The following is a 17,669-nucleotide window of genomic DNA, read 5'->3' as shown; positions in this document are numbered from 1 at the left end:
TCAGCGGTAGCTTGCCGCAAAAGGCGCGTTCGTGGGAACTATCTGCTTGCCCAGCGGCATGAGTGAGACAGGAATGAGCTTCAGGTTCGCGATGGCCAGCGGGATGCCGATAATCGTCAGGGCCATGGCCACCGCCGTGATCACATGTCCGATGGCAATCCAGATGCCTGCCACCAGGAGCCAAATCACGTTGCCGAGCAGCGCAAACACGCCGTTCCCTCCGGGCTTGTCCACGACCATGCGGCCGAAAGGCCACAGGGTATAGGCGGCGATCCGGAAGGACGCGATGCCCCAGGGAATGGTGACGATCAGCACGCAGCAGATCAGGCCCGCCACGAAGTAACCGATGGCCAGCCAGAGGCCGCCGAACACGAGCCAAATGATATTCAGGAGTGTCTTCATCTGACCATTCTGCTCTCCGGGACGTCTGCCGTCCCCCGGGACTTGCCCGGAATTAACCCTGACGTTGGCGTGCCGTGTGGGTCAGGACTTGGCAGCTGTCACGAAGGCGCGGATCTTTGCCAGATCCTTGATGCCGCGGGACTGTTCGACGCCGGAAGAGACGTCGACGCCCCACGCCCCGGCCGCCCTGGCTGCTGCTGCGACGTTTGCCGAATCCAACCCTCCTGCCAGCAGCCACTTCCGCCCGCCCAGGCCCTTGCCGCGCATCGAACCGTAGTCCCAGCTCTCCCCCGATCCGGGTACCGCGGCGTCCACGAGCAGCACGTCTTCGCCCCAGTCCTCGAAGACATCCGGGGCCGCATCCATGGTGACGGCCCGGATGACCTTCATGCCGGCGTCGTGCGCGGTTTTGACATCGTCGCGTGTCCGTTCGCCGTGAAGCTGGATCCATTCCAGACTGGCCGCACGCGCGATGGCTACGGCGTCGGCAACCGGTTCATGGCGGAAAACGCCGACGGCGGCAACACCTCCCGGGACGTTGGCCAGCAGCTGGGCGACATTCGCAGGGGACACCACCCGGGGACTCGCCGTCAGGACGAAGCCCACGGCGTCCGCCCCGGCATCCGTGGCCTCCCGGATTGATTCAGGCGTGCTCAGCCCGCACACTTTGACGAACATTCAGCGGCTCCTCTGCTTGATGTGTCCCCCAAAAGACCTACTCATACTGCGCTGACTTTACGCGGGGAGGGTAGCGGGGGCAACGGAGTGACCCGGCTGCGCCGCTGCCCGGCATATCCGGGCACGTAGTTAGGCAGCGCTGCGCCGACTAGAACCAGGCGCCGAGTAGATCCAGACCGAGTGGATTGGGGCCGGGGTAGATCCGGGCCGGGTAGAACTAGTCTGGTCGGATGGAGATCATTCGCTTTGCAGACCTCAAACCGCAACCCTGGCGCAACGGCGGCGGCATCACGAGGGAGCTCGCCAGCCATCCTCGGGCCGCGTCCGAACAGGACTTTGCCTGGGACTGGCGGGTCAGCATCGCGGATCTCACCAAAGCAGGTGACTTCTCACCCTTCCCCGGAATGGAACGGGTACTGACAGTAGTGGAAGGGGAACTCCTGCTGCTGAAAGTCGGCGCCAACGAACACCCACTCGAGAAATACAGGCCGTTCCGCTTCCCCGGTGACGCAGCGTCCTCGGCTGTCCTGCCAACCGGTGACATCCGGAACCTCAATGTCATCACCCGGGCCGGGGCATACAGGGGATACACCTCGATCGTGGAGCTGTCGAAAAAGCGGCCGCACCCGCTGTTCGCGGGCCAGCTGGGCATCCTGCTTCAGGGCGAGGCGACGGCAAGGCCCGGCGCGGCTCTGGATGAGAATGCCTCGGGGGTGGCGGCTCCGGCGGTGGACTCGGTCATGGGGAAAGCGGATGTGGACGCCGGCCTGGGCGCGGCCGAGCCACTCAGCCGTTATGACGCGGTGGTCGGCTCCGACACCCGGACGCCGGAAATCTTGGGCCGAGGGTTCCTCGGCGTCGTATCCATCGACGCGCTTCCCGCCTGATCCCAGGCCGCAGGCCGGGGCCCTGGCAGGCCAGCCTTCCCTTGCTTAGCGGAGCATTCCCACACTGGTTCAGCGCCCCGGCGGAACTTAGACTCGGTGCCATGACGAAATCAAAGTTCAATGATCTGCTCGCGATCCAGATCGGCAACGAATTCGCAGCCTCGCAGCAGTACGTAGCCGTGGCAGTTTGGTTTGCCGGCCAGGACCTCCCGCAGCTGGCCAAGTACTTCTACCGGCAGTCCGTGGAAGAACGGAACCATGCCATGATGATGGTCCAGTACATGCTGGACCGGGACCTTCCCGTCGCCATCCCGGGCGTCCCCCATGTGCAGAACAGCTTCTCCAAGGTGACCGAGCCGCTGGCCCTCGCCCTGCAGCAGGAGAAAGACGTCACCAAAAGCATCGAGAGCCTCTTCAGGGCGGCCAGGGCGGAGGACGACGCGCTGGGCGAGCAGTTCATGCTGTGGTTCCTGAAGGAACAGGTCGAGGAAGTCGCGTCGATGAGCACCCTGTACAACATCGCCGAACGGGCCGAGAACCTGTTCGATATCGAGAACTTCGTCGCCCGGGAAACCATCGGAGACAGCGGGCATGACTCGTCCGCCCCGGAAGCCGCCGGCGGCTCGCTTTAGCAGTTTGCTGCAGGAGAGGGACAGCGGGGCACCGCGGTGAGGTTGGCCACCAACGGTGGCCGCCCGCCGCCGGACGTTGCTATGGTGAAAACAAGATCCCGATGAATGGATCTCCGGACGACGGTTCAGTACCCGGCACGCGACAAGACTGGCCAAAGGAGCCGTCATGTCGTGGTTGATCCTCATTCTTTCGGGCGCCCTTGAGGCGGTGTGGGCTGCCGCGCTGCACCGTGCCTCCCATGTTTCGGGCCGCCGCCGCATCGCCCCCGCTTTGCTGTTCCTTACCTCCCTGACGGCAAGCATGGTTGGTCTGGCCGTCGCCATGCAGTCCATTCCCACCGGCACTGCCTATGCGGTATGGGTGGGCGTCGGAGTTGTGCTTACCTCTGCTTACGCAATTATCACCAAGGTTGAACGCCCGACGGCGGCGCGGTTGCTCCTGCTTGGCGGGATCGCTGCGTGCGTGGTCGGCTTGAAGGCGGTGGCGTGATGTCTTCGACACGTTCGGGCACGGCAGGTTCGGGCACGGCAGGTTCACGCACGGCAGGTTCACGCACGGCAGGTTCAGGCACGGCATGGGCCATCCTGCTTGCCTCCGCCGTCCTTGAGGCGGTGTGGGCTACGGCCCTTGGAATGTCGGACGGCCTGACCCGGCAAGGTCCGTCGCTGGTTTTTTTCGCGGCCGCGGCGTTAAGCATGTATGGCCTCGGCCTGGCTCTGAAACGCATCCCCCTTGGTACCGCCTATGCCGTATGGGTGGGGATCGGCGCGGCGCTGACCGTCGGCTGGGCCATGGCGGTGGGCGCCGAAACAATCAGCGCGCTCAAGGTGCTCTTCATGGCCGGGATTGTCGGCTGCGTAGTGGGCCTTAAGCTGCTCCCCGGGAAGTCCTCGGACAAGCAAACAGCAGGGTCATGAAAAGGGAGATTGGGATGACGAACAATTCGGCAGCAGCTGTTCACTTGGGTAACGGTCTCAAGGTCAGCCCCTTGGGATTCGGCGGCATGGCGCTCACACCGGTGTACGGCGAGGTGGACCCTGCGGAGTCACTGCAGACGCTGCACCATGCCGTGGACGCCGGAATGAGCTTCATAGACACTGCCGACATCTACGGCGGGGGCAGCAACGAGGAACTGATCGCCCACCTGCTCAGAGACCGCCGCGGCGAAGTCCAGCTGGCTACGAAATTCGCACTGGTGGGAACCCCGTCGGCCGGCTACAGCGATATCCGCGGGGATGCACCGTATATCAAGTCGGCCGTTGAGCGCAGCCTGCAGCGGCTCGGCACGGACATCATCGACCTCTACTACATGCACCGCCGGGACGTCCGGGTTCCGATCTCCGAGACCGTGGGCGCCATGGCCGAGCTGGTGCGTGAGGGCAAGGTCCGGCATCTGGGGCTGTCAGAAGTCACCGCCGAGGAACTCCGCGAGGCCAGCAGAGTCCACCCGATCGCCGCCGTCCAGAGCGAATGGTCCATCTGGAGCCGGGATGTGGAACGCAAGGTGGTACCGGCTGCGGCGGAGCTGGGTGTGGGCTTCGTGCCCTACTCCCCGCTGGGCCGCGGATTCCTCACGGGGACCGTGGATGCCTCCCGGCTCGGGGACAACGATTTCCGGCGTAAGATCCCCCGCTTTGCCGGCGACGCAATGGACGCCAACCAGGCAGTGGTATCAGCCATCCGTTCTGTCGCCTCGGAGCTGGACGCGTCCCCCGCCCAGGTGGCGCTGGCTTGGCTGCTCGAACAGGGACAACGGCTTGGACTGCCGGTCGTTCCGATTCCAGGCACCCGCAAAACCTCCCGAATCGATGAGAACCTGGGGGCGTTGGCGCTGAATCTGACCCCGGAACAACTGCAGGCACTCGACACGGCTGCGGACGCCGTCGTCGGCTCCCGGTCCGCGGACCCGCAGTGGGTGTCGCAGGGCCGCGAGTAGGCTGCCCTCCGTGATAACCGGCCCAAACCCTTGGCAGAGCAGGACCACCGTGCCCTCCGCATTCCGATTCTGGAATCCGCGGAGGACGCGGCGGCTCTGCCCAAGTGAGTGTGCCTAAGCGGCTCTCCACGAGCGCCAGCCCGGTCTCCGGGGCTGAGGCCCGTCTCCGTAGACTGAGGCGCATGAACACGCTCATTCATTCACTCCGTGACATCACCATCCGGCGCATTTCGGTCAGCGAGATGGACAACAATGTATATCTGCTGACGGCCAAGGAGTCCGGCGCGCAGCTGCTGATCGACGCCGCCGACGACCTGCCCGCAATTCAATCGCTGCTCGCGGAGGCAGCCGCGGACACTGCGGCAACGCCACGGTTAGAGCTGATCGCCACCACGCACCAGCATTGGGACCACGTCCGCGCGCTTCCGGAGCTGGTGGAGGCCACCGGCGCCAAGACGGCGGCCGGCAGGGACGACGCCCCGGAGCTGCCGGTGCCGGTGGATATGCTGCTGGACCACGGGGATGTGGGCAACTTCGACGGCTTCGACGTGAGCGCCGTGCACCTCCGCGGGCATACCCCGGGCTCGGTGGCGCTGATTTATCAGGACCTGCAGGGACCGGCACATATCTTTTCCGGCGATTCGCTGTTCCCAGGGGGCGTGGGCAACACCCAGAACGACCCGGCCCGGTTCAACCAGCTCATTACGGACGTGAGCGAGCGGCTATTCGACGTCTACCCGGACGACACAATTGTGCACCCCGGCCATGGCAAGCCCACCACCCTGGGCGCGGAGCGCCCGCACCTTGAGGAGTGGCGCGACCGGGGCTGGTGACCCTGCAGTGTGCGCGGCGCAAAGTGATGTGCGCGGCGCAGAATGCCGGTCGCTACGGGAATTCCCATAGCGACCGGCATTTTGCGTAGCGACCGACTTTTGTGCGTAGCGGCAGCTAGTTAGCGGCCGCGGCGTTCGTTCGAGGCCGGAGCGGACGCGCGGCGGGGGCCGCTGCGGGCGGGGCGACCGGAGCCGCCATGGCCTGCACCGTTGGAGCCCGAACCGTAGGATCCGCCGGAGTTGCCACCGGTGCTGGAGGACCAGACCGGAGCGTTGCCGCCGGCCTTGGTGCCTGCCGCTGCGCGCTGCCCTGTCGCCGGACGACCGCTGCGCTGGCCGCCGCCGGCGGCGGGACGGCCCGTGGCTGCGGGACGGCCGGTGCCGCCGCGGGGAGCCCCGCTGCGGGTGATGCGGGAGTCAGTACGGCCCTCCGCCGCGCGTCCGTCCGAACCGCGGCCGGCCGATGTGCGGCCGCCTGCCGCGGGGACGTCGTTGCGGTGGGTGCTGGCAGCGGCGCCGCGCCCACGGGCATTGCGGCGGGCCGCAGCTGCCGCAATGGCGCGGTCCTCGTTCTGCTCAGCGACGCGGTCGAATGACGCACGGGCCTCCGTGCGGCCTTCGAAGGCTGCGGCCCGGCGCTCGGCGCGGGGAGCGTCCGTGCGGGGCGCCTCGGCCGATACCCGGCCTCGGCCACCACGCCCGCCGCGGCCGCCCGCGGTGGGAGAGGCCTGGCGACGTGCGCGCTTGCGCTCGGCGTTGGCACCCGTGGAGGAGCCGCCGCCCTGCTGGGGACCCTTGGCCGCCAACAGCGCAGCGCGGGTCCTGGGATCAACCTTGTCAGCGATTTCGCCCACCAGTTCGGCCACGATCGGCGAGTTGGCAGTGACCCGCTCGAAACTGACCTCGACGCCGGCGGCCTTCATGAGCTTCTTGACGTCGGTCTGCTGCTCGGGCAGGGTCAGCGTGACCACGGTACCGTCCGAACCGGCGCGTGCGGTACGGCCGGAGCGGTGCAGGTACGCCTTGTGCTCTGTGGGCGGGTCGACGTGGATAACCAGTTCGACGTCGTCCACGTGGACGCCGCGGGCGGCGACGTCGGTGGCCACCAGGACGCGGACGTCACCGGAGGAGAACTCTGCCAGGTTGCGGTCGCGGGCGTTCTGCGAGAGGTTGCCGTGCAGGTCGACGGCGGGAATCCCGGCGTCGGTCAGGATCTTGGCCAGCTTTCGGGCGTGGTGCTTGGTGCGCATGAAGAGCACGCGGCGGCCGGCACCCGAGGCGAGCTCGACGATCAGCTGCTTCTTGACGGTCTGGTCGTTGACCACCAGCACGTGGTGTTCCATGGTGGTCACCGCGGCCTGCGGGTCATCGACGGAGTGCGTTAGCGGGTTAGACAGGTAGCGCTGGACGATCTTGTCCACGCCGTTGTCCAGGGTGGCCGAGAACAGCAGCCGCTGGCCCTGGCTCGGGGTCATGTCCATGAGCTTCTTGACCACGGGCAGGAAGCCGAGGTCCGCCATGTGGTCGGCCTCGTCCAGGACGGTGATCTCCACGGCTTCGAGGGTCAGGATGCGCTGGCGGATCAGGTCCTCCAGGCGGCCCGGACAGGCGATGACGATGTCGACGCCGGCGCGCAGTGCCTTCTCCTGGCGTGCCTGGGAGATGCCACCGTAGATGACGGTAGTGGTCAGGCCGGCAGCCTTGGCCAGCGGTTCGATCGTGGCGTTGATCTGGGTGGCCAGTTCGCGGGTGGGTGCGAGGACCAGGCCCATTGGGCGGCCCGGCTTGCGGAAGTACGCGGCTTCGCGCTCAGCGAGACGCGCTACCAGCGGGATCGCGAAGGCGATGGTCTTGCCGGAACCGGTACGGCCGCGGCCCAGGACGTCGCGTCCTGCCAGGGTGTCGGGGAGGGTCTTGACCTGGATGGGGAACGGGGTCTCGATCCCCTGTGCTGTCAGGGTGTCGGCGAGGGCCTTGGGCGTGCCGAGGGCAGCAAAAGTAGTCATGTGTATATCAGTGTCTTTCGGGCGGTATCCACGTGGATATCGGCCCCCGAGCCGGTTGGCGCAGGGGGTCGCCGAGGAAAAGTCAGGTGATCGACCGGCCGTGTTCACGGCTGGGACCAATAGCGTTCATCGACGCAGGATGTGCCTCTCACATGAAAAAAGCCCACTCCCTGCACGGACGAATCCTGCGGGGGCTCCGGTTGATGGACCGGAACCTGTAATCAAGACTATGTCCGTCAAAACCAGGGTGGGCATCACTGCACATCAAGTTCCACCAGTTTAGCATCCGCAGCCCGCCTTCCCGTCACGGCTGCCTCTCGACTGCCACGGGCCCATCCTGAGAACTTCCCAGCGGAGGCCGTGAGGAAGGCGTTAAACGGAAATTACGTTGCGGGCGGAGGCCGGAAACAACCGGCAGGCAGGATGGGCCTATGCCCGGCAGGCAGCCACCCTGCCGGCAAGTCCCCGCCGAAAGGATCTGCACGTGATCTTGAAGAACCTTTTCCTCCAGGGCATCTTCCCCTTCCACGGAGCCGGGCTGGAAAAGCCGCTCCCCATCCACAGCCAGCTCTCCCGCTATGTGCCCGATGGCGTGATCAACCAGACGTTGTATTTCCGCGGCGGAAACTCTTCGACCGAGCTGATCACCGTGGTGCTGATGCGTGACGGGATCCCCATGCGCTACTTCCCCATCGGAGCAAAGGGGAACATCCACGTTCCGCTCCGCGTGGTGGAGGACATCGAGGGCGGCTCCCTGATCGAACTCAGGCTGCTGGCGGAGGCAGGCGTGAGTGGCTCCGTCGTGGTGGACCTCGGCATGGTGGAGCACTGATGACAACCGTGGTGAACCGGGCTTCCCGGACCAAGAGCGTCGATGTGCACCGCCGGCTCGTCGTGATCGGCAACGGCATGGCTGGAGCACGCGCCGTCGAGGAAATCCTGGCCCGCGGCGGCGGAGTTCAGTTCAGGATCACGATGTTCGGCGACGAGCCTTACGGCAACTACAACCGGATCATGCTCAGCGATGTTCTCTCCGGCCAGGAGGACACCGGCAACATCTTCCTCAACTCCATCGCCTGGTACCAGGACAACGGCATCACCCTCCACGCCGGGGTCCGCGTCGAAAGGATTGACCGGTTCGCCAAGCTGGTCTTTTCCGACGACCGCCGGGCAACGCCGTACGACGTCCTGGTGATCGCCACCGGCAGCCGGCCCCATCTGCCTCAGATGGACGGCATGTACACTCCTGGCGGCCGGCTGCTGCCCGGGATCTTCGCCTTCCGCACCATCGACGACACATGCCGCATGGCCGCGCACGCGCAGCAGGACCACCATCACAGCGCTGTCGTCATCGGCGGCGGACTGCTGGGGCTGGAAGCGGCGCGGGGGCTGCAGAGCCATGGCATCGGCGTCGACGTGGTGCACTCCGGCGGGCACCTGATGAACACACGCCTGGGGCCCGACGGCGGTGCTGTCCTCCGTCGCAGTGTGGAAGCGCTTGGAGTCCGGGTTCACACGGGCAGCCGCACCACAGCGGTCCTGGGCAAGGACAAGGTGCGCGGCGTCCGGCTTCGGGACGGGGACAGCCACCGGGACATCGAGTGCGACATCGTGGTGGTCGCCGCCGGCATCCGCCCTAACGTGGAGGTGGCGGTCACCAGCGGTCTGCCGGTGGAGCGGGCCATCATCGTGGACGATTCGATGCGTGTTCCGGATGAGGACGAGATTTACGCTGTCGGCGAGTGCGTGCAGCACCGCGGCGAGGTCTACGGCCTGGTGGCACCCCTGTGGGAGCAAGCCGCCGTGCTCGCGGACCACGTGACCGGCGCCAACCCCAAGGCCGCTTACCTGGGCACCCGGACTGCCACCAAACTCACGGTGGCCGGCATCGACGTCCCGTCCATGGGGCTGTAGGCCGCCGAACGCGACACCGACGACCATGTCCTGTTTTCTGAACCGGGCCGGGGAGTTCTCACATCGGTCGTGATCAGGGAGTGAGAGCTAGTTGGGCCGGGGGAAGCTGTGGCAGGGTAGTCCCATGGATTACGCCGCCGATCCGCGCGTTGATGCCTACATTGATGCCCTCCCCGAGTGGCAGCAGGCCGTGTGCCGGCAGGTCCGCGAACTTGTCCACGCCGCCGACCCCGAGGTGACCGAGACAATCAAGCGGACCCGTCAGCCGTATTTCGAACTCCACGGCAACGTCTGTGCGGTGCTGGCTGCCAAGGACCACGTCAACGTCTTCCTGTACGACGGCGGGCTGACCCCCGATCCTCAACACCTCATCACCGGCGGGCACGGGAACAAGACCGGCCGGACCGTTGCCTTTTATGAGGGTCAGGAGATCAACGGACCGGCGCTGACCGACATGTTCAGATCGATCATCGCCACCAACCGCGCCGGAGGCTGGCGCAGGATCCAGAAAGGCGCAGACCATTGAGCAATCACCAGCCGTCTTCCGGCAGCCACCCCGGAGGCAGCCGCCCCGGGGGTGGTACACCCGGAGACCGTCACCCAGACAGCCGCGCCGTACCGGCAGACGACGGCGCCGCCCGGCTTTGGGACGACATGTACCGCAGCCGCCCGCGCGTTTGGAGCGGCAGGCCCAACCCGCAACTTGTTGCCGAAGCCGCTGGCCTTGCGCCGGGAACGGCACTGGACCTGGGCTGCGGCGAGGGTGCCGACGCGCTCTGGCTGGCAGAGCACGGCTGGACGGTGACCGCCGTCGACGTCTCCGCCGTCGCGCTTGAACGCGCGGCCGGGCACGCCGCGGAATCAGAGGCCGGCCATCGCGTCACGTGGCTGCAGCGCGACCTGGAAACGTGGCAGCCCGACACGGGCTATGATCTGGTCTCCGCGCAGTTTCTCCACTCCACGGAAATGCCCTGGCAGCTGTCGCATCGGATTGCGGCGGATGCCGTGGGCCCGGGCGGGATACTCCTCGTGGTGGGGCACCATCCGGACGGGCTCCCGCCCTGGTCGGGTCACAGCCAGGCGGGCCACACCCGGCCCAGCGGCCAGTCGGGCCACGGCCAGTCCAGCGGCCCGGCGAATCACAACGCGGATCACAACACCGGTCACGGCGGCGCCGCGAAGTACTACACGCCCAGGCAGCTCGTGGATGAACTGGGCCTCACACCGCCGGAGTGGACGGTGGAAGTGGCGGAAAGCCGGGAGCGGGAAGCCACTGGCCCGGACGGGCAGGTGGCCATTCTGGTGGACGCCGTCGTCCGCGCCGTCCGCCGCGGCTCCCCCGATCAGGACACCCCGCTGTAGCGGGCGAGGGCGGGCAGCCGCCCACGCCTGAACTGACTCGGCCAGCGGCTGTCGCCTTGTCCGGTACTAAGTCCCGACGCGGGGTGCTGTGGCGCCCGCGGCTGCGGCGATCACCGCCGTCAGGGCGAAGACGCCGGCGAATGAGGCCGCCGTCGTCGTAAAAGCGGTAAACACGATGCCAGTGGCGGCAAGCGCGAGGGCTCCGCCGAGTGAGTCCGCAATGGACACGGCCGAACTGTTGAACCCCTCGGTGTCCGGCGTGGAGAGCGCGAGCATCATGACGCTCAGCCGCGGATACATTAGGCCCATGCCCCCGCCCGCGAGGACCCAGCCGGCAATCGCGACGGCGGCGGGCCAGCCGAACGCGGTGGTCATCAGCGCGAGCAGAATCGCGGAGAGCACGAGCAAGGATCCCATCCGCACGGCAGCCGGACTGGTGAGCCGCGTGCCAAGCCGCCCTTGGGCGGCGGACGCGGCAGCCCACGAAAGGGCTCCTGCGGTCAGGGTCAGGCCCGCGAATGTCGGCGAGAAGGCATAGCGCTCTATAAGCAGGTAGGGCAGGTAGACCTCGGCGCCGAAAAACCCGGCCGATGCCAGTCCACGGGTCAGGATCACAGTTGGCAGGCCGCGGCGTGCAAGCAGGGTGCCGGGCGGCACGAGCGGCCTGACGGCCAGCAGCGCGACCACGACGGCGGCGCCCGCGAGGAGGGTGCCCACGGCCGGGATCCGGGCGGACAGGTTCAGGGCCAGGACGGCGAGGGCCGCGAGCGCAGCCCAGGCCAGCCGCCTGAAAGCCCACGGCGCCGGCAGGTCCGCGGCGCCGGAGCGGACGCCCCGCAGCGAGGGAACCAGCATGGCCAGGGCGGGAAGGACGAGGCCCACCACGCCCAGGAACACCCACTGCCAACCGACCGCCTGGGCCACGAGGCCGGCGGCAAACGGCCCCACCAGGGAGGGGATGACCCATGCTGCGGAAAACGCCGCGAAGATCTTGGGATGCAGTCCGGCGGGATACGCGCGGGCCACCACAACATAGAGGGCGACGGTCATCGCCCCGCCGCCAAGGCCCTGCACAAGCCGGCCGGCTACCAGCACCTCCATGGCGCTGGAGGTTCCGGCAATCAGCAGGCCGAGCACGAACACGACCACGGACACGTAGAGCGGCGCGAGGGGGCCTCGGCGGTCCGACCAGTTGCCGGCGCCGACCATGCCGATGACCCCCGTGGCCAGCGGTCCGGCGAACGCGAGGGCGTACAGGCTGGCCCCGTCGAGTTCCCTGCTCACCAGCGGCATGACAGTGGTGACCGCCAGCGACTCGAAGGCAGCCAGGAACACGAGTGCGCAGGACCCCACGGTCACCAGGAGGTAGGGGCGCTGAAGGATCCCTGCGGCGGGGGCGGCGGAGAGCGGCGGAGCGGATTCGTGCACGGCAGCCTGATCGGTAGTCGGTTGGTACCGGGTAGCTTGCCACAGGACGCCTGTTCCTCCTACCCCGGGAGCTTCAGCCCCCGGGCATCAACGACGACGGCGCCGCTCGCCGTGGAGTCCTTGTTCAGCATCCAGCCCACCCGCTTCACTGTAGACAGCATGACGACGCTTTCCACCAGCTCGATGCCTGGGACCTTCTGCTGCAGGGCAAGTTCGGCATCCATAACGGAGGCCAGGGACTGCAGCCACATGATGATCACAAAGTTGGTTGGACCCGTGGTCGATGCGCTGAGCCGCACGTTCCGGATGGACCGCAGGCTGGCCGCGGCGGCTTCGTGCTGCCCGGCGGGGACGTTGACGAACCACTGGCAGGTGACCGGGAACGACGAATACCGCTGCGCCACCTCGCACCGCAGGGACAGGATGCCGCTGGCCAGCACCCGGTTCAGCTGGCGCTGGACTGTGGCCGGGTTGCGGCCCAGGCCCCGGGCAATATCGGCAGCCGTTGCGCGGCCGTCTCTTGCCAGATACGGCAGCAGGTCCAGATGGCTGGCCGGCAGCGTTTCCTGGGCGGCGCCACCGCGGTCCGGCTCCAGCGACGCCGGCCGCGCCGCGCCCTGCAGGGCCGCCTGCTGGGCCCGGCTCAGCACGTTGAGCCGCCAGGCGTCGGCGCCCATGTGCAGCCGGGTGCACAGCGCCGTCTGGTACTTCACCAGGCCCTCGGTTTCTTTCAGCCGGGACACGACCTTAGTGCTGAAGTCCTCTAACGACCGGGTGATGACAGTGAGCATGAGGTCCCGGTTGCTGGCGGCTTCCTCCACGGTCACGATCTCCGGTACCGCGGCCAGGCTGGCGGTGACCTGCTCGCGCCGGTTCATTTCACAGTCCACGGCCACGAAGGCGAGGCACATCTGCTTGGGGTCACCGATCAGGTGCGCAGTGGTCCAGGAAGCCCCGGCCGCCCGCAGCTTCTCCCAGCGGCCTGCCAGGGTGGTGGCGTGGACGCCAAGGACGTCTGCGGCATCGGACCAGCTGAGCCGCGGGGCGATCTGAAGTGCATTGATGAGGGCAAGGTCCTCCTCGCTGAGTTCCATTGCGTTCCTCTCCTAATGCATGAATCCTGCAAAAAGCTTCTCTTCCTGCATTTTTTCAGCACTTTGGAGCACTGTGAAGCAGGTCACCACAGAATAGACCACAGAGTAAGCATCCGGAATCAAAGGAGTTCATGTGCCCATCGCCGCAGACGCCAAGGAAATGCAGGGCGACCTCGCCCGGTTCCGCCACGACCTGCATCGGGAACCGGAAATCGGCCTGCAGCTGCCGCGGACGCAGGAAAAAGTCCTCAAGGCGCTGGACGGGCTCCCCTACGAAATCACCCTGGGCAAGGACACGACGTCAGTCACAGCAATTCTCCGCGGCGGCGCGGCAGGGAGGGCTGCCGGGTCGGCTGCAGGCAGCACCGTTGCCGGATCGGCTGCAGGCAGCACCGCTGCCATATCAGGCCGCCCTGCTGTCCTCCTCCGGGCAGACATGGACGGGCTGCCCGTGCAGGAGAAGACCGGAGTCGATTACACCTCCCGGATCGACGGCGCCATGCATGCCTGCGGCCACGACCTGCACACCGCGATGCTGGCCGGCGCCGCCACCCTGCTCGCCGAACGGCAGCACCAGCTCCCCGGCGACGTCGTGCTGATGTTCCAGCCGGGCGAGGAAGGCTTCGACGGCGCAAGCTACATGATCCGGGAAGGCGTCCTTGATGCTCCGGGCCGCCGGGTTGATGCCGCCTACGGCATGCACGTGTTCTCCTCCCTCGAGCCCCATGGGATGTTTTGCACCAAGCCCGGCGTCATGCTGAGCGCCTCGGACGGGCTCGTCGTCACAGTGCTCGGGGCCGGCGGCCACGGTTCTGCACCGCACTCAGCCAAGGATCCGGTGACTGCCGCCGCGGAAATGGTGACGGCACTGCAGGTCATGGTCACCCGGCAGTTCAACATGTTCGACCCCGTGGTCCTCTCCGTGGGCGTCCTTCATGCCGGCACCAAGCGCAACGTCATTCCGGAAACGGCCCGGATCGAGGCCACCATCCGGACCTTCTCGGAAGAATCCCGGCAGAAGATGATGGACTCCGTGCCCCGGCTGCTCAAGGGCATCGCAGCTGCCCACGGCCTCGAGGTCGATGTCGACTACCAGCAGGAATACCCCCTCACAGTCACGGACGAGGACGAAACGCACACCGCCGAGAAGGTCATCTCCGGGTTGTTCGGCGACTCCCGGCTCTCACGCTGGGCCACCCCGCTCAGCGGTTCCGAGGACTTCTCCCGGGTACTCGCCGAAGTGCCGGGCACCTTCGTTGGGCTGAGCGCCGTGCCTCCGGGCAAGGACCCGGCGCTCTCCCCGTTCAACCACTCCCCCTATGCAACGTTTGACGACGGCGTGCTGGCGGACGGCGCCGCACTGTACACGGAACTCGCCGTTTCACGGCTCGCTGCGCTCGACGCGGCCTCCGCCAACTGACCTTCCCACTAACTCTGGAGAACACCATGACCGCAGCTGCAGGCGTCGCAACGGACGTCCACGTTCATAAGTCCCATGTGCGGACCCTCGTCGGGACCGGCATCGGCAACGCCGTTGAATGGTACGACTGGGCCATCTACGCCACGTTCTCGCCCTTCATCGCGAGCGCGCTCTTCAGCAAGGAAGATCCGACGTCGGCCTTCCTCGCTACGCTGGCCATCTTCGCCGTCGGTTTTGTCGCCCGTCCGTTCGGCGGCTTCGTGTTCGGCTGGATCGGTGACCGGGTGGGCCGCAAGACGTCCATGACGTTCGCGGTGGGGCTCGCCGCGCTGGGGAGCCTGCTGATCGGCATTGCCCCCACCTTCGAAGCTGTCGGAGCCTTCGCCTCGGTCCTGCTGCTGGTGGCCCGCCTCATCCAAGGCCTTGCCCACGGTGGTGAGTTGCCGTCCTCGCAGACCTACTTGTCCGAAATGGCCCCCAAGGAAAAGCGCGGGTTCTGGGCAACACTGATCTACACCTCCGGCACGGTCGGCATTCTGGCCGGGACCATGCTCGGCGCCACCCTGTCCAACGTCCTGAGCAAGACCGACATGAACACCTGGGGCTGGCGGGTGCCCTTCGTGATTGGTGGCGTCATGGGACTCTACGCCCTGATCATGCGGGCCCGCATGAAGGAGACGGCGGCGTTTGAGGCAGAATCCCCCAAGGAAAAGCACGAGCCGATGTGGCCGCAAATTTACCGGCACCGCAAGCAGGCCCTGCAGGTCATCGGCCTGACCGTCGGCCTGACCGTGTCCTACTACATCTGGGGCGTCGTGACGCCCAGCTACGCCGCATCAGTATTGAAAATGGACCGCGGAGAAGCCCTCTGGGCCAGCGTGATTGCCAATGTCCTGTTCATCGCCGCCCTGCCGTTCTGGGGCAAGCTGTCCGACCGTATCGGCCGCAAGCCGGTCATGATCATGAGCGCTGCCGGCGCCGCGCTGTTCCACTTCCCCATGACCTGGCTGCTGAAGGATTCCCCCTGGCAGCTCGCGGTCACCATGTCCGTCATGCTGTTCTTCATCGCGGGCAGCGCAGCGATCGTCCCGGCCGTTTACGCTGAGCTGTTCCCCACCAAGATCCGTACGGTGGGTGTCGGGATCCCGTACTCCATCTGCGTCGCAGCCTTCGGAGGCACGGCACCGTACCTTCAGTCATGGTTGGGCTCCATTGGACAGGCCAACCTGTTCAACGTCTACGCGGTGGTCCTGCTGGTCATCAGCATCGCGTTCGTCTTTACCATCCCCGAAACCAAGGGCAAGGACCTGACGCACTAGATTGTTCAGCGCACCGATTCTCCCCACCTTTGAGCGCACGACGCCGGCGATCACCGGCGGCCGGCCGGGACACGCCGGATTCGCCCTTCAAAGGTGGGGAGATTAGGCAGCCGCTAGACGATATGAGGTACGAGGAGGCCGGGCATCCGGGCGCCTGATCCTTCTGAAGGCCATTGTCGCCGGAGCGGATCCGCAGCGCCCCAGCTTTGTGGGGCTTGTGATCTGCTGGGACAGGGGGGCGCTCCGGATCCTATCTCCGGCGCTGATGGCCTCTGTCAGAAGGACCAGGAAGTGTGGTTCAGGGGGCTGGAACCTCCTTTTCAAAGCAAGGCGTGGGTTGCCTGCCACACTTGGCGGACAGGTAGAGCCACATTTGAAATTTGGAGGTTCCAGCTATGTTCGAGCGTACAAGCGTCGGCTTGGATGTCCATGCCCGCACCGTTGTCGCATGCGCATTGGACGCGCAGACCGGTGAGATCATCCTCCACCGGATGACTCCGGATCATGGCGAGATTCTTGCCTGGATCCTCTCCCTGCCATCGCCGGTGCGAGTCGTTTACGAGGCGGGACCAACGGGTTTCGGCCTTGCCAGGTTCCTGCTCGCCGCCCGGATCGACACGGTCGTCGCAGCGCCGTCCAAGCTCCAGCGCCCGTCTGGGGACCGGGTAAAGACCGATGCGAAGGATGCGCTGCATCTGGCCCGGTTACTAAAGCTGGGTGAGGTCGCCGGTATCCGGGTGCCTTCAGAAGACCAGGAAGCGGCGCGGGATCTGGTCCGCTCACGCGAAGACGTCCGGGGAGACCTCATGCGTTCCCGGCACCGGATCTCCAAACTCCTCTTACGCCAAGGCATCGTGTATTCGGGCGGGCAGGCCTGGACCGGCACCCATGAACTCTGGCTGGCCCGCCAGCGTTTCGACGCTCCGGCCCGGCAGCTGACCTACGAGTCCTCTCTAGAGGCGATGCATGAGATCTCGGACCGCCGTGACCGCCTCGACCAAGCGATCACCGCGATGGCATACAGCAGTGAATACACCCCCGTGGTCCGGGCACTGCAGTGCCTGCGCGGCATCTCGACGCTGACCGCTTTCGGCCTGGCCGTGGAGATCGGCGACTGGGAGCGGTTCACCGGCTCCACAATCGGCGCTTACCTGGGCCTGGTCCCGACAGAGCATTCCTCGGGGGCATCCCGGTCCCTGGGCTCCATCACAAAAACCGGCAACAGCCACGCCCGCCGGCTGCTGGTCGAGGCCGCATGGCACCACCGCAGACCCTACAACAACCCGTCCCGGCTGATGCGGTCCCGCTGGGAAGAAGCCACTTCAGAGGCCAGAACCCGGGGTCATGCCGGGAACCGGCGCCTGCACGAACGCTGGATCGGCTACCTCGAACGCCGCAAGCGTCCGGTCATCGCCAATGTCGCCATCGCCCGTGAGCTCTCCGGCTGGTGCTGGTCCCTGGCCACCGGCACACATCCGGCAACCAGCTCCCCAAAATCGATAGCTACCGTGCACTGATCAGAAACAACACAAAACCCCCGGGGAAACCCAGTTGGAAGTGGTTCCCTGCAGCGCGTGGAGTAAACCCGCGATACACCTATGGGCAACCAGAACCCGGCCACGCCCGTCATTGCTAGACCAGCGGTAACCTCCAGCCGAACACTTCGTCCTGCGGTAACCAACCCGCGCATATCAGTCTGACCGCGCAGTCGCCAACGACACGCTGGCCACACACCAACGCCTCTTCCCGGGGCCACA

The 17,669-nt window shown here is 66.4% G+C and carries 17 protein-coding genes, 1 pseudogene and 1 riboswitch; of the genes and pseudogenes, 13 read left to right on the top strand and 5 right to left on the bottom strand.

Annotated features, from left to right (window positions below; translation table 11 throughout):
- Both M1E01_RS02350 and M1E01_RS02345 read right to left on the bottom strand, forming a co-directional pair.
- Positions 1–402 (bottom strand): YccF domain-containing protein, encoded by a 402-nt coding sequence (locus tag M1E01_RS02350; protein WP_457973502.1) that lies wholly within the window; start codon positions 400–402, stop codon positions 1–3.
- A gap of 81 nt (positions 403–483) precedes the next feature.
- Entirely contained in the window at positions 484–1,080 is a 597-nt protein-coding gene (locus tag M1E01_RS02345; protein WP_457973501.1) for a phosphoribosylanthranilate isomerase, read from the bottom strand.
- Positions 1,081–1,310: 230 nt separating this feature from the next.
- Here M1E01_RS02345 and M1E01_RS02340 point away from each other — a divergent pair, with 230 nt between their 5' ends.
- The 6 genes from M1E01_RS02340 to M1E01_RS02315 all read left to right on the top strand — a co-directional run bounded on the left by M1E01_RS02340 (position 1,311) and on the right by M1E01_RS02315 (position 5,369).
- Positions 1,311–1,967 carry a HutD/Ves family protein gene (locus M1E01_RS02340; RefSeq protein WP_457973500.1) on the top strand — a complete coding sequence of 219 codons (657 nt, stop codon included), beginning with the start codon at positions 1,311–1,313 and terminating at the stop codon, positions 1,965–1,967.
- A gap of 101 nt (positions 1,968–2,068) precedes the next feature.
- Entirely contained in the window at positions 2,069–2,599 is a 531-nt protein-coding gene (locus M1E01_RS02335) for a ferritin (protein WP_457973499.1), read from the top strand.
- An 89-nt stretch (positions 2,600–2,688) separates the two neighbouring features.
- Positions 2,689–2,756, top strand: a riboswitch (guanidine-III (ykkC-III) riboswitch).
- A gap of 9 nt (positions 2,757–2,765) precedes the next feature.
- Complete coding sequence (locus tag M1E01_RS02330) at positions 2,766–3,089, top strand: DMT family transporter (RefSeq protein WP_457973498.1); 324 nt, start codon at positions 2,766–2,768, stop codon at positions 3,087–3,089.
- The gene (locus M1E01_RS02325) at positions 3,089–3,517 is read left to right on the top strand and encodes a DMT family transporter (RefSeq protein ID WP_457973497.1); all 429 of its coding nucleotides are present in this window, start codon (positions 3,089–3,091) and stop codon (positions 3,515–3,517) included. The genes M1E01_RS02330 and M1E01_RS02325 overlap by 1 nt, the downstream gene beginning before the upstream one ends.
- Before the next feature lie 14 nt (positions 3,518–3,531).
- A complete protein-coding gene (locus M1E01_RS02320; RefSeq protein ID WP_457973496.1) occupies positions 3,532–4,536 on the top strand; it encodes an aldo/keto reductase in 1,005 nt (334 codons plus the stop codon).
- 182 nt (positions 4,537–4,718) lie between these two features.
- Positions 4,719–5,369 carry an MBL fold metallo-hydrolase gene (locus tag M1E01_RS02315; protein WP_457973495.1) on the top strand — a complete coding sequence of 217 codons (651 nt, stop codon included), beginning with the start codon at positions 4,719–4,721 and terminating at the stop codon, positions 5,367–5,369.
- Between the two features lie 119 nt (positions 5,370–5,488).
- Here the strand turns inward: M1E01_RS02315 and M1E01_RS02310 are convergent, their stop codons facing one another.
- Positions 5,489–7,375: a DEAD/DEAH box helicase gene (locus tag M1E01_RS02310; RefSeq protein ID WP_457973494.1), complete on the bottom strand. Its 1,887-nt coding sequence runs from the start codon at positions 7,373–7,375 to the stop codon at positions 5,489–5,491.
- A gap of 484 nt (positions 7,376–7,859) precedes the next feature.
- On the opposite strand from M1E01_RS02310, the gene M1E01_RS02305 reads away from it, so the two are divergent.
- The 4 genes and pseudogenes from M1E01_RS02305 (at position 7,860) to M1E01_RS02290 (ending at position 10,651) form a co-directional block, all read left to right on the top strand.
- On the top strand, positions 7,860–8,207 hold the full coding sequence (locus tag M1E01_RS02305; RefSeq protein WP_457973493.1) for a molybdopterin oxidoreductase: 348 nt from the start codon (positions 7,860–7,862) through the stop codon (positions 8,205–8,207).
- A pseudogene (locus tag M1E01_RS02300) lies at positions 8,207–9,370 on the top strand (NAD(P)/FAD-dependent oxidoreductase); the annotation flags it as partial. The gene M1E01_RS02305 and the pseudogene M1E01_RS02300, both read left to right, overlap by 1 nt.
- Positions 9,371–9,413: 43 nt before the next feature.
- Positions 9,414–9,815 carry a DUF1801 domain-containing protein gene (locus tag M1E01_RS02295; protein ID WP_457973492.1) on the top strand — a complete coding sequence of 134 codons (402 nt, stop codon included), beginning with the start codon at positions 9,414–9,416 and terminating at the stop codon, positions 9,813–9,815.
- On the top strand, positions 9,812–10,651 hold the full coding sequence (locus M1E01_RS02290; protein ID WP_457973491.1) for an SAM-dependent methyltransferase: 840 nt from the start codon (positions 9,812–9,814) through the stop codon (positions 10,649–10,651). Before M1E01_RS02295 ends, M1E01_RS02290 begins: the two co-directional genes overlap by 4 nt.
- A gap of 66 nt (positions 10,652–10,717) precedes the next feature.
- Here M1E01_RS02290 and M1E01_RS02285 read toward each other — a convergent pair whose 3' ends face one another.
- Both M1E01_RS02285 and M1E01_RS02280 read right to left on the bottom strand, forming a co-directional pair.
- Entirely contained in the window at positions 10,718–12,079 is a 1,362-nt protein-coding gene (locus M1E01_RS02285) for an MFS transporter (protein WP_457973490.1), read from the bottom strand.
- Positions 12,080–12,138: 59 nt separating this feature from the next.
- Positions 12,139–13,173, bottom strand: coding sequence for an Lrp/AsnC family transcriptional regulator (locus M1E01_RS02280; protein WP_457973489.1), 1,035 nt, complete (start codon positions 13,171–13,173; stop codon positions 12,139–12,141).
- 133 nt (positions 13,174–13,306) lie between these two features.
- On the opposite strand from M1E01_RS02280, the gene M1E01_RS02275 reads away from it, so the two are divergent.
- The 3 genes from M1E01_RS02275 (at position 13,307) to M1E01_RS02265 (ending at position 17,429) form a co-directional block, all read left to right on the top strand.
- Positions 13,307–14,593 (top strand): M20 metallopeptidase family protein, encoded by a 1,287-nt coding sequence (locus tag M1E01_RS02275; protein ID WP_457973488.1) that lies wholly within the window; start codon positions 13,307–13,309, stop codon positions 14,591–14,593.
- 26 nt (positions 14,594–14,619) lie between these two features.
- A complete protein-coding gene (locus M1E01_RS02270; protein WP_457973487.1) occupies positions 14,620–15,912 on the top strand; it encodes an MFS transporter in 1,293 nt (430 codons plus the stop codon).
- Positions 15,913–16,307: 395 nt separating this feature from the next.
- A complete protein-coding gene (locus tag M1E01_RS02265; RefSeq protein ID WP_457973336.1) occupies positions 16,308–17,429 on the top strand; it encodes an IS110 family RNA-guided transposase in 1,122 nt (373 codons plus the stop codon).
- The last annotated feature ends 240 nt before the right edge of the window (positions 17,430–17,669 follow it).

The sequence above is a fragment of the Arthrobacter sp. D1-17 genome (assembly GCF_054130535.1).
The sequence above is the reverse complement of the archived record's forward strand: the minus strand, read 5'-3'. Positions and strand labels throughout refer to the sequence as shown.

Bases quoted from the DNA above. Each gene is read 5' to 3' on its own strand.
- M1E01_RS02350 (WP_457973502.1), bottom strand. From the start codon at position 402: ATGAAGACACTCCTGAATATCATTTGGCTCGTGTTCGGCGGCCTCTGG.
- M1E01_RS02345 (WP_457973501.1), bottom strand. From the start codon at position 1,080: ATGTTCGTCAAAGTGTGCGGGCTGAGCACGCCTGAATCAATCCGGGAG.
- M1E01_RS02340 (WP_457973500.1), top strand. From the start codon at position 1,311: ATGGAGATCATTCGCTTTGCAGACCTCAAACCGCAACCCTGGCGCAAC.
- M1E01_RS02335 (WP_457973499.1), top strand. From the start codon at position 2,069: ATGACGAAATCAAAGTTCAATGATCTGCTCGCGATCCAGATCGGCAAC.
- M1E01_RS02330 (WP_457973498.1), top strand. From the start codon at position 2,766: ATGTCGTGGTTGATCCTCATTCTTTCGGGCGCCCTTGAGGCGGTGTGG.
- M1E01_RS02325 (WP_457973497.1), top strand. From the start codon at position 3,089: ATGTCTTCGACACGTTCGGGCACGGCAGGTTCGGGCACGGCAGGTTCA.
- M1E01_RS02320 (WP_457973496.1), top strand. From the start codon at position 3,532: ATGACGAACAATTCGGCAGCAGCTGTTCACTTGGGTAACGGTCTCAAG.
- M1E01_RS02315 (WP_457973495.1), top strand. From the start codon at position 4,719: ATGAACACGCTCATTCATTCACTCCGTGACATCACCATCCGGCGCATT.
- M1E01_RS02310 (WP_457973494.1), bottom strand. From the start codon at position 7,375: ATGACTACTTTTGCTGCCCTCGGCACGCCCAAGGCCCTCGCCGACACC.
- M1E01_RS02295 (WP_457973492.1), top strand. From the start codon at position 9,414: ATGGATTACGCCGCCGATCCGCGCGTTGATGCCTACATTGATGCCCTC.
- M1E01_RS02280 (WP_457973489.1), bottom strand. From the start codon at position 13,173: ATGGAACTCAGCGAGGAGGACCTTGCCCTCATCAATGCACTTCAGATC.
- M1E01_RS02270 (WP_457973487.1), top strand. From the start codon at position 14,620: ATGACCGCAGCTGCAGGCGTCGCAACGGACGTCCACGTTCATAAGTCC.
- M1E01_RS02265 (WP_457973336.1), top strand. From the start codon at position 16,308: ATGTTCGAGCGTACAAGCGTCGGCTTGGATGTCCATGCCCGCACCGTT.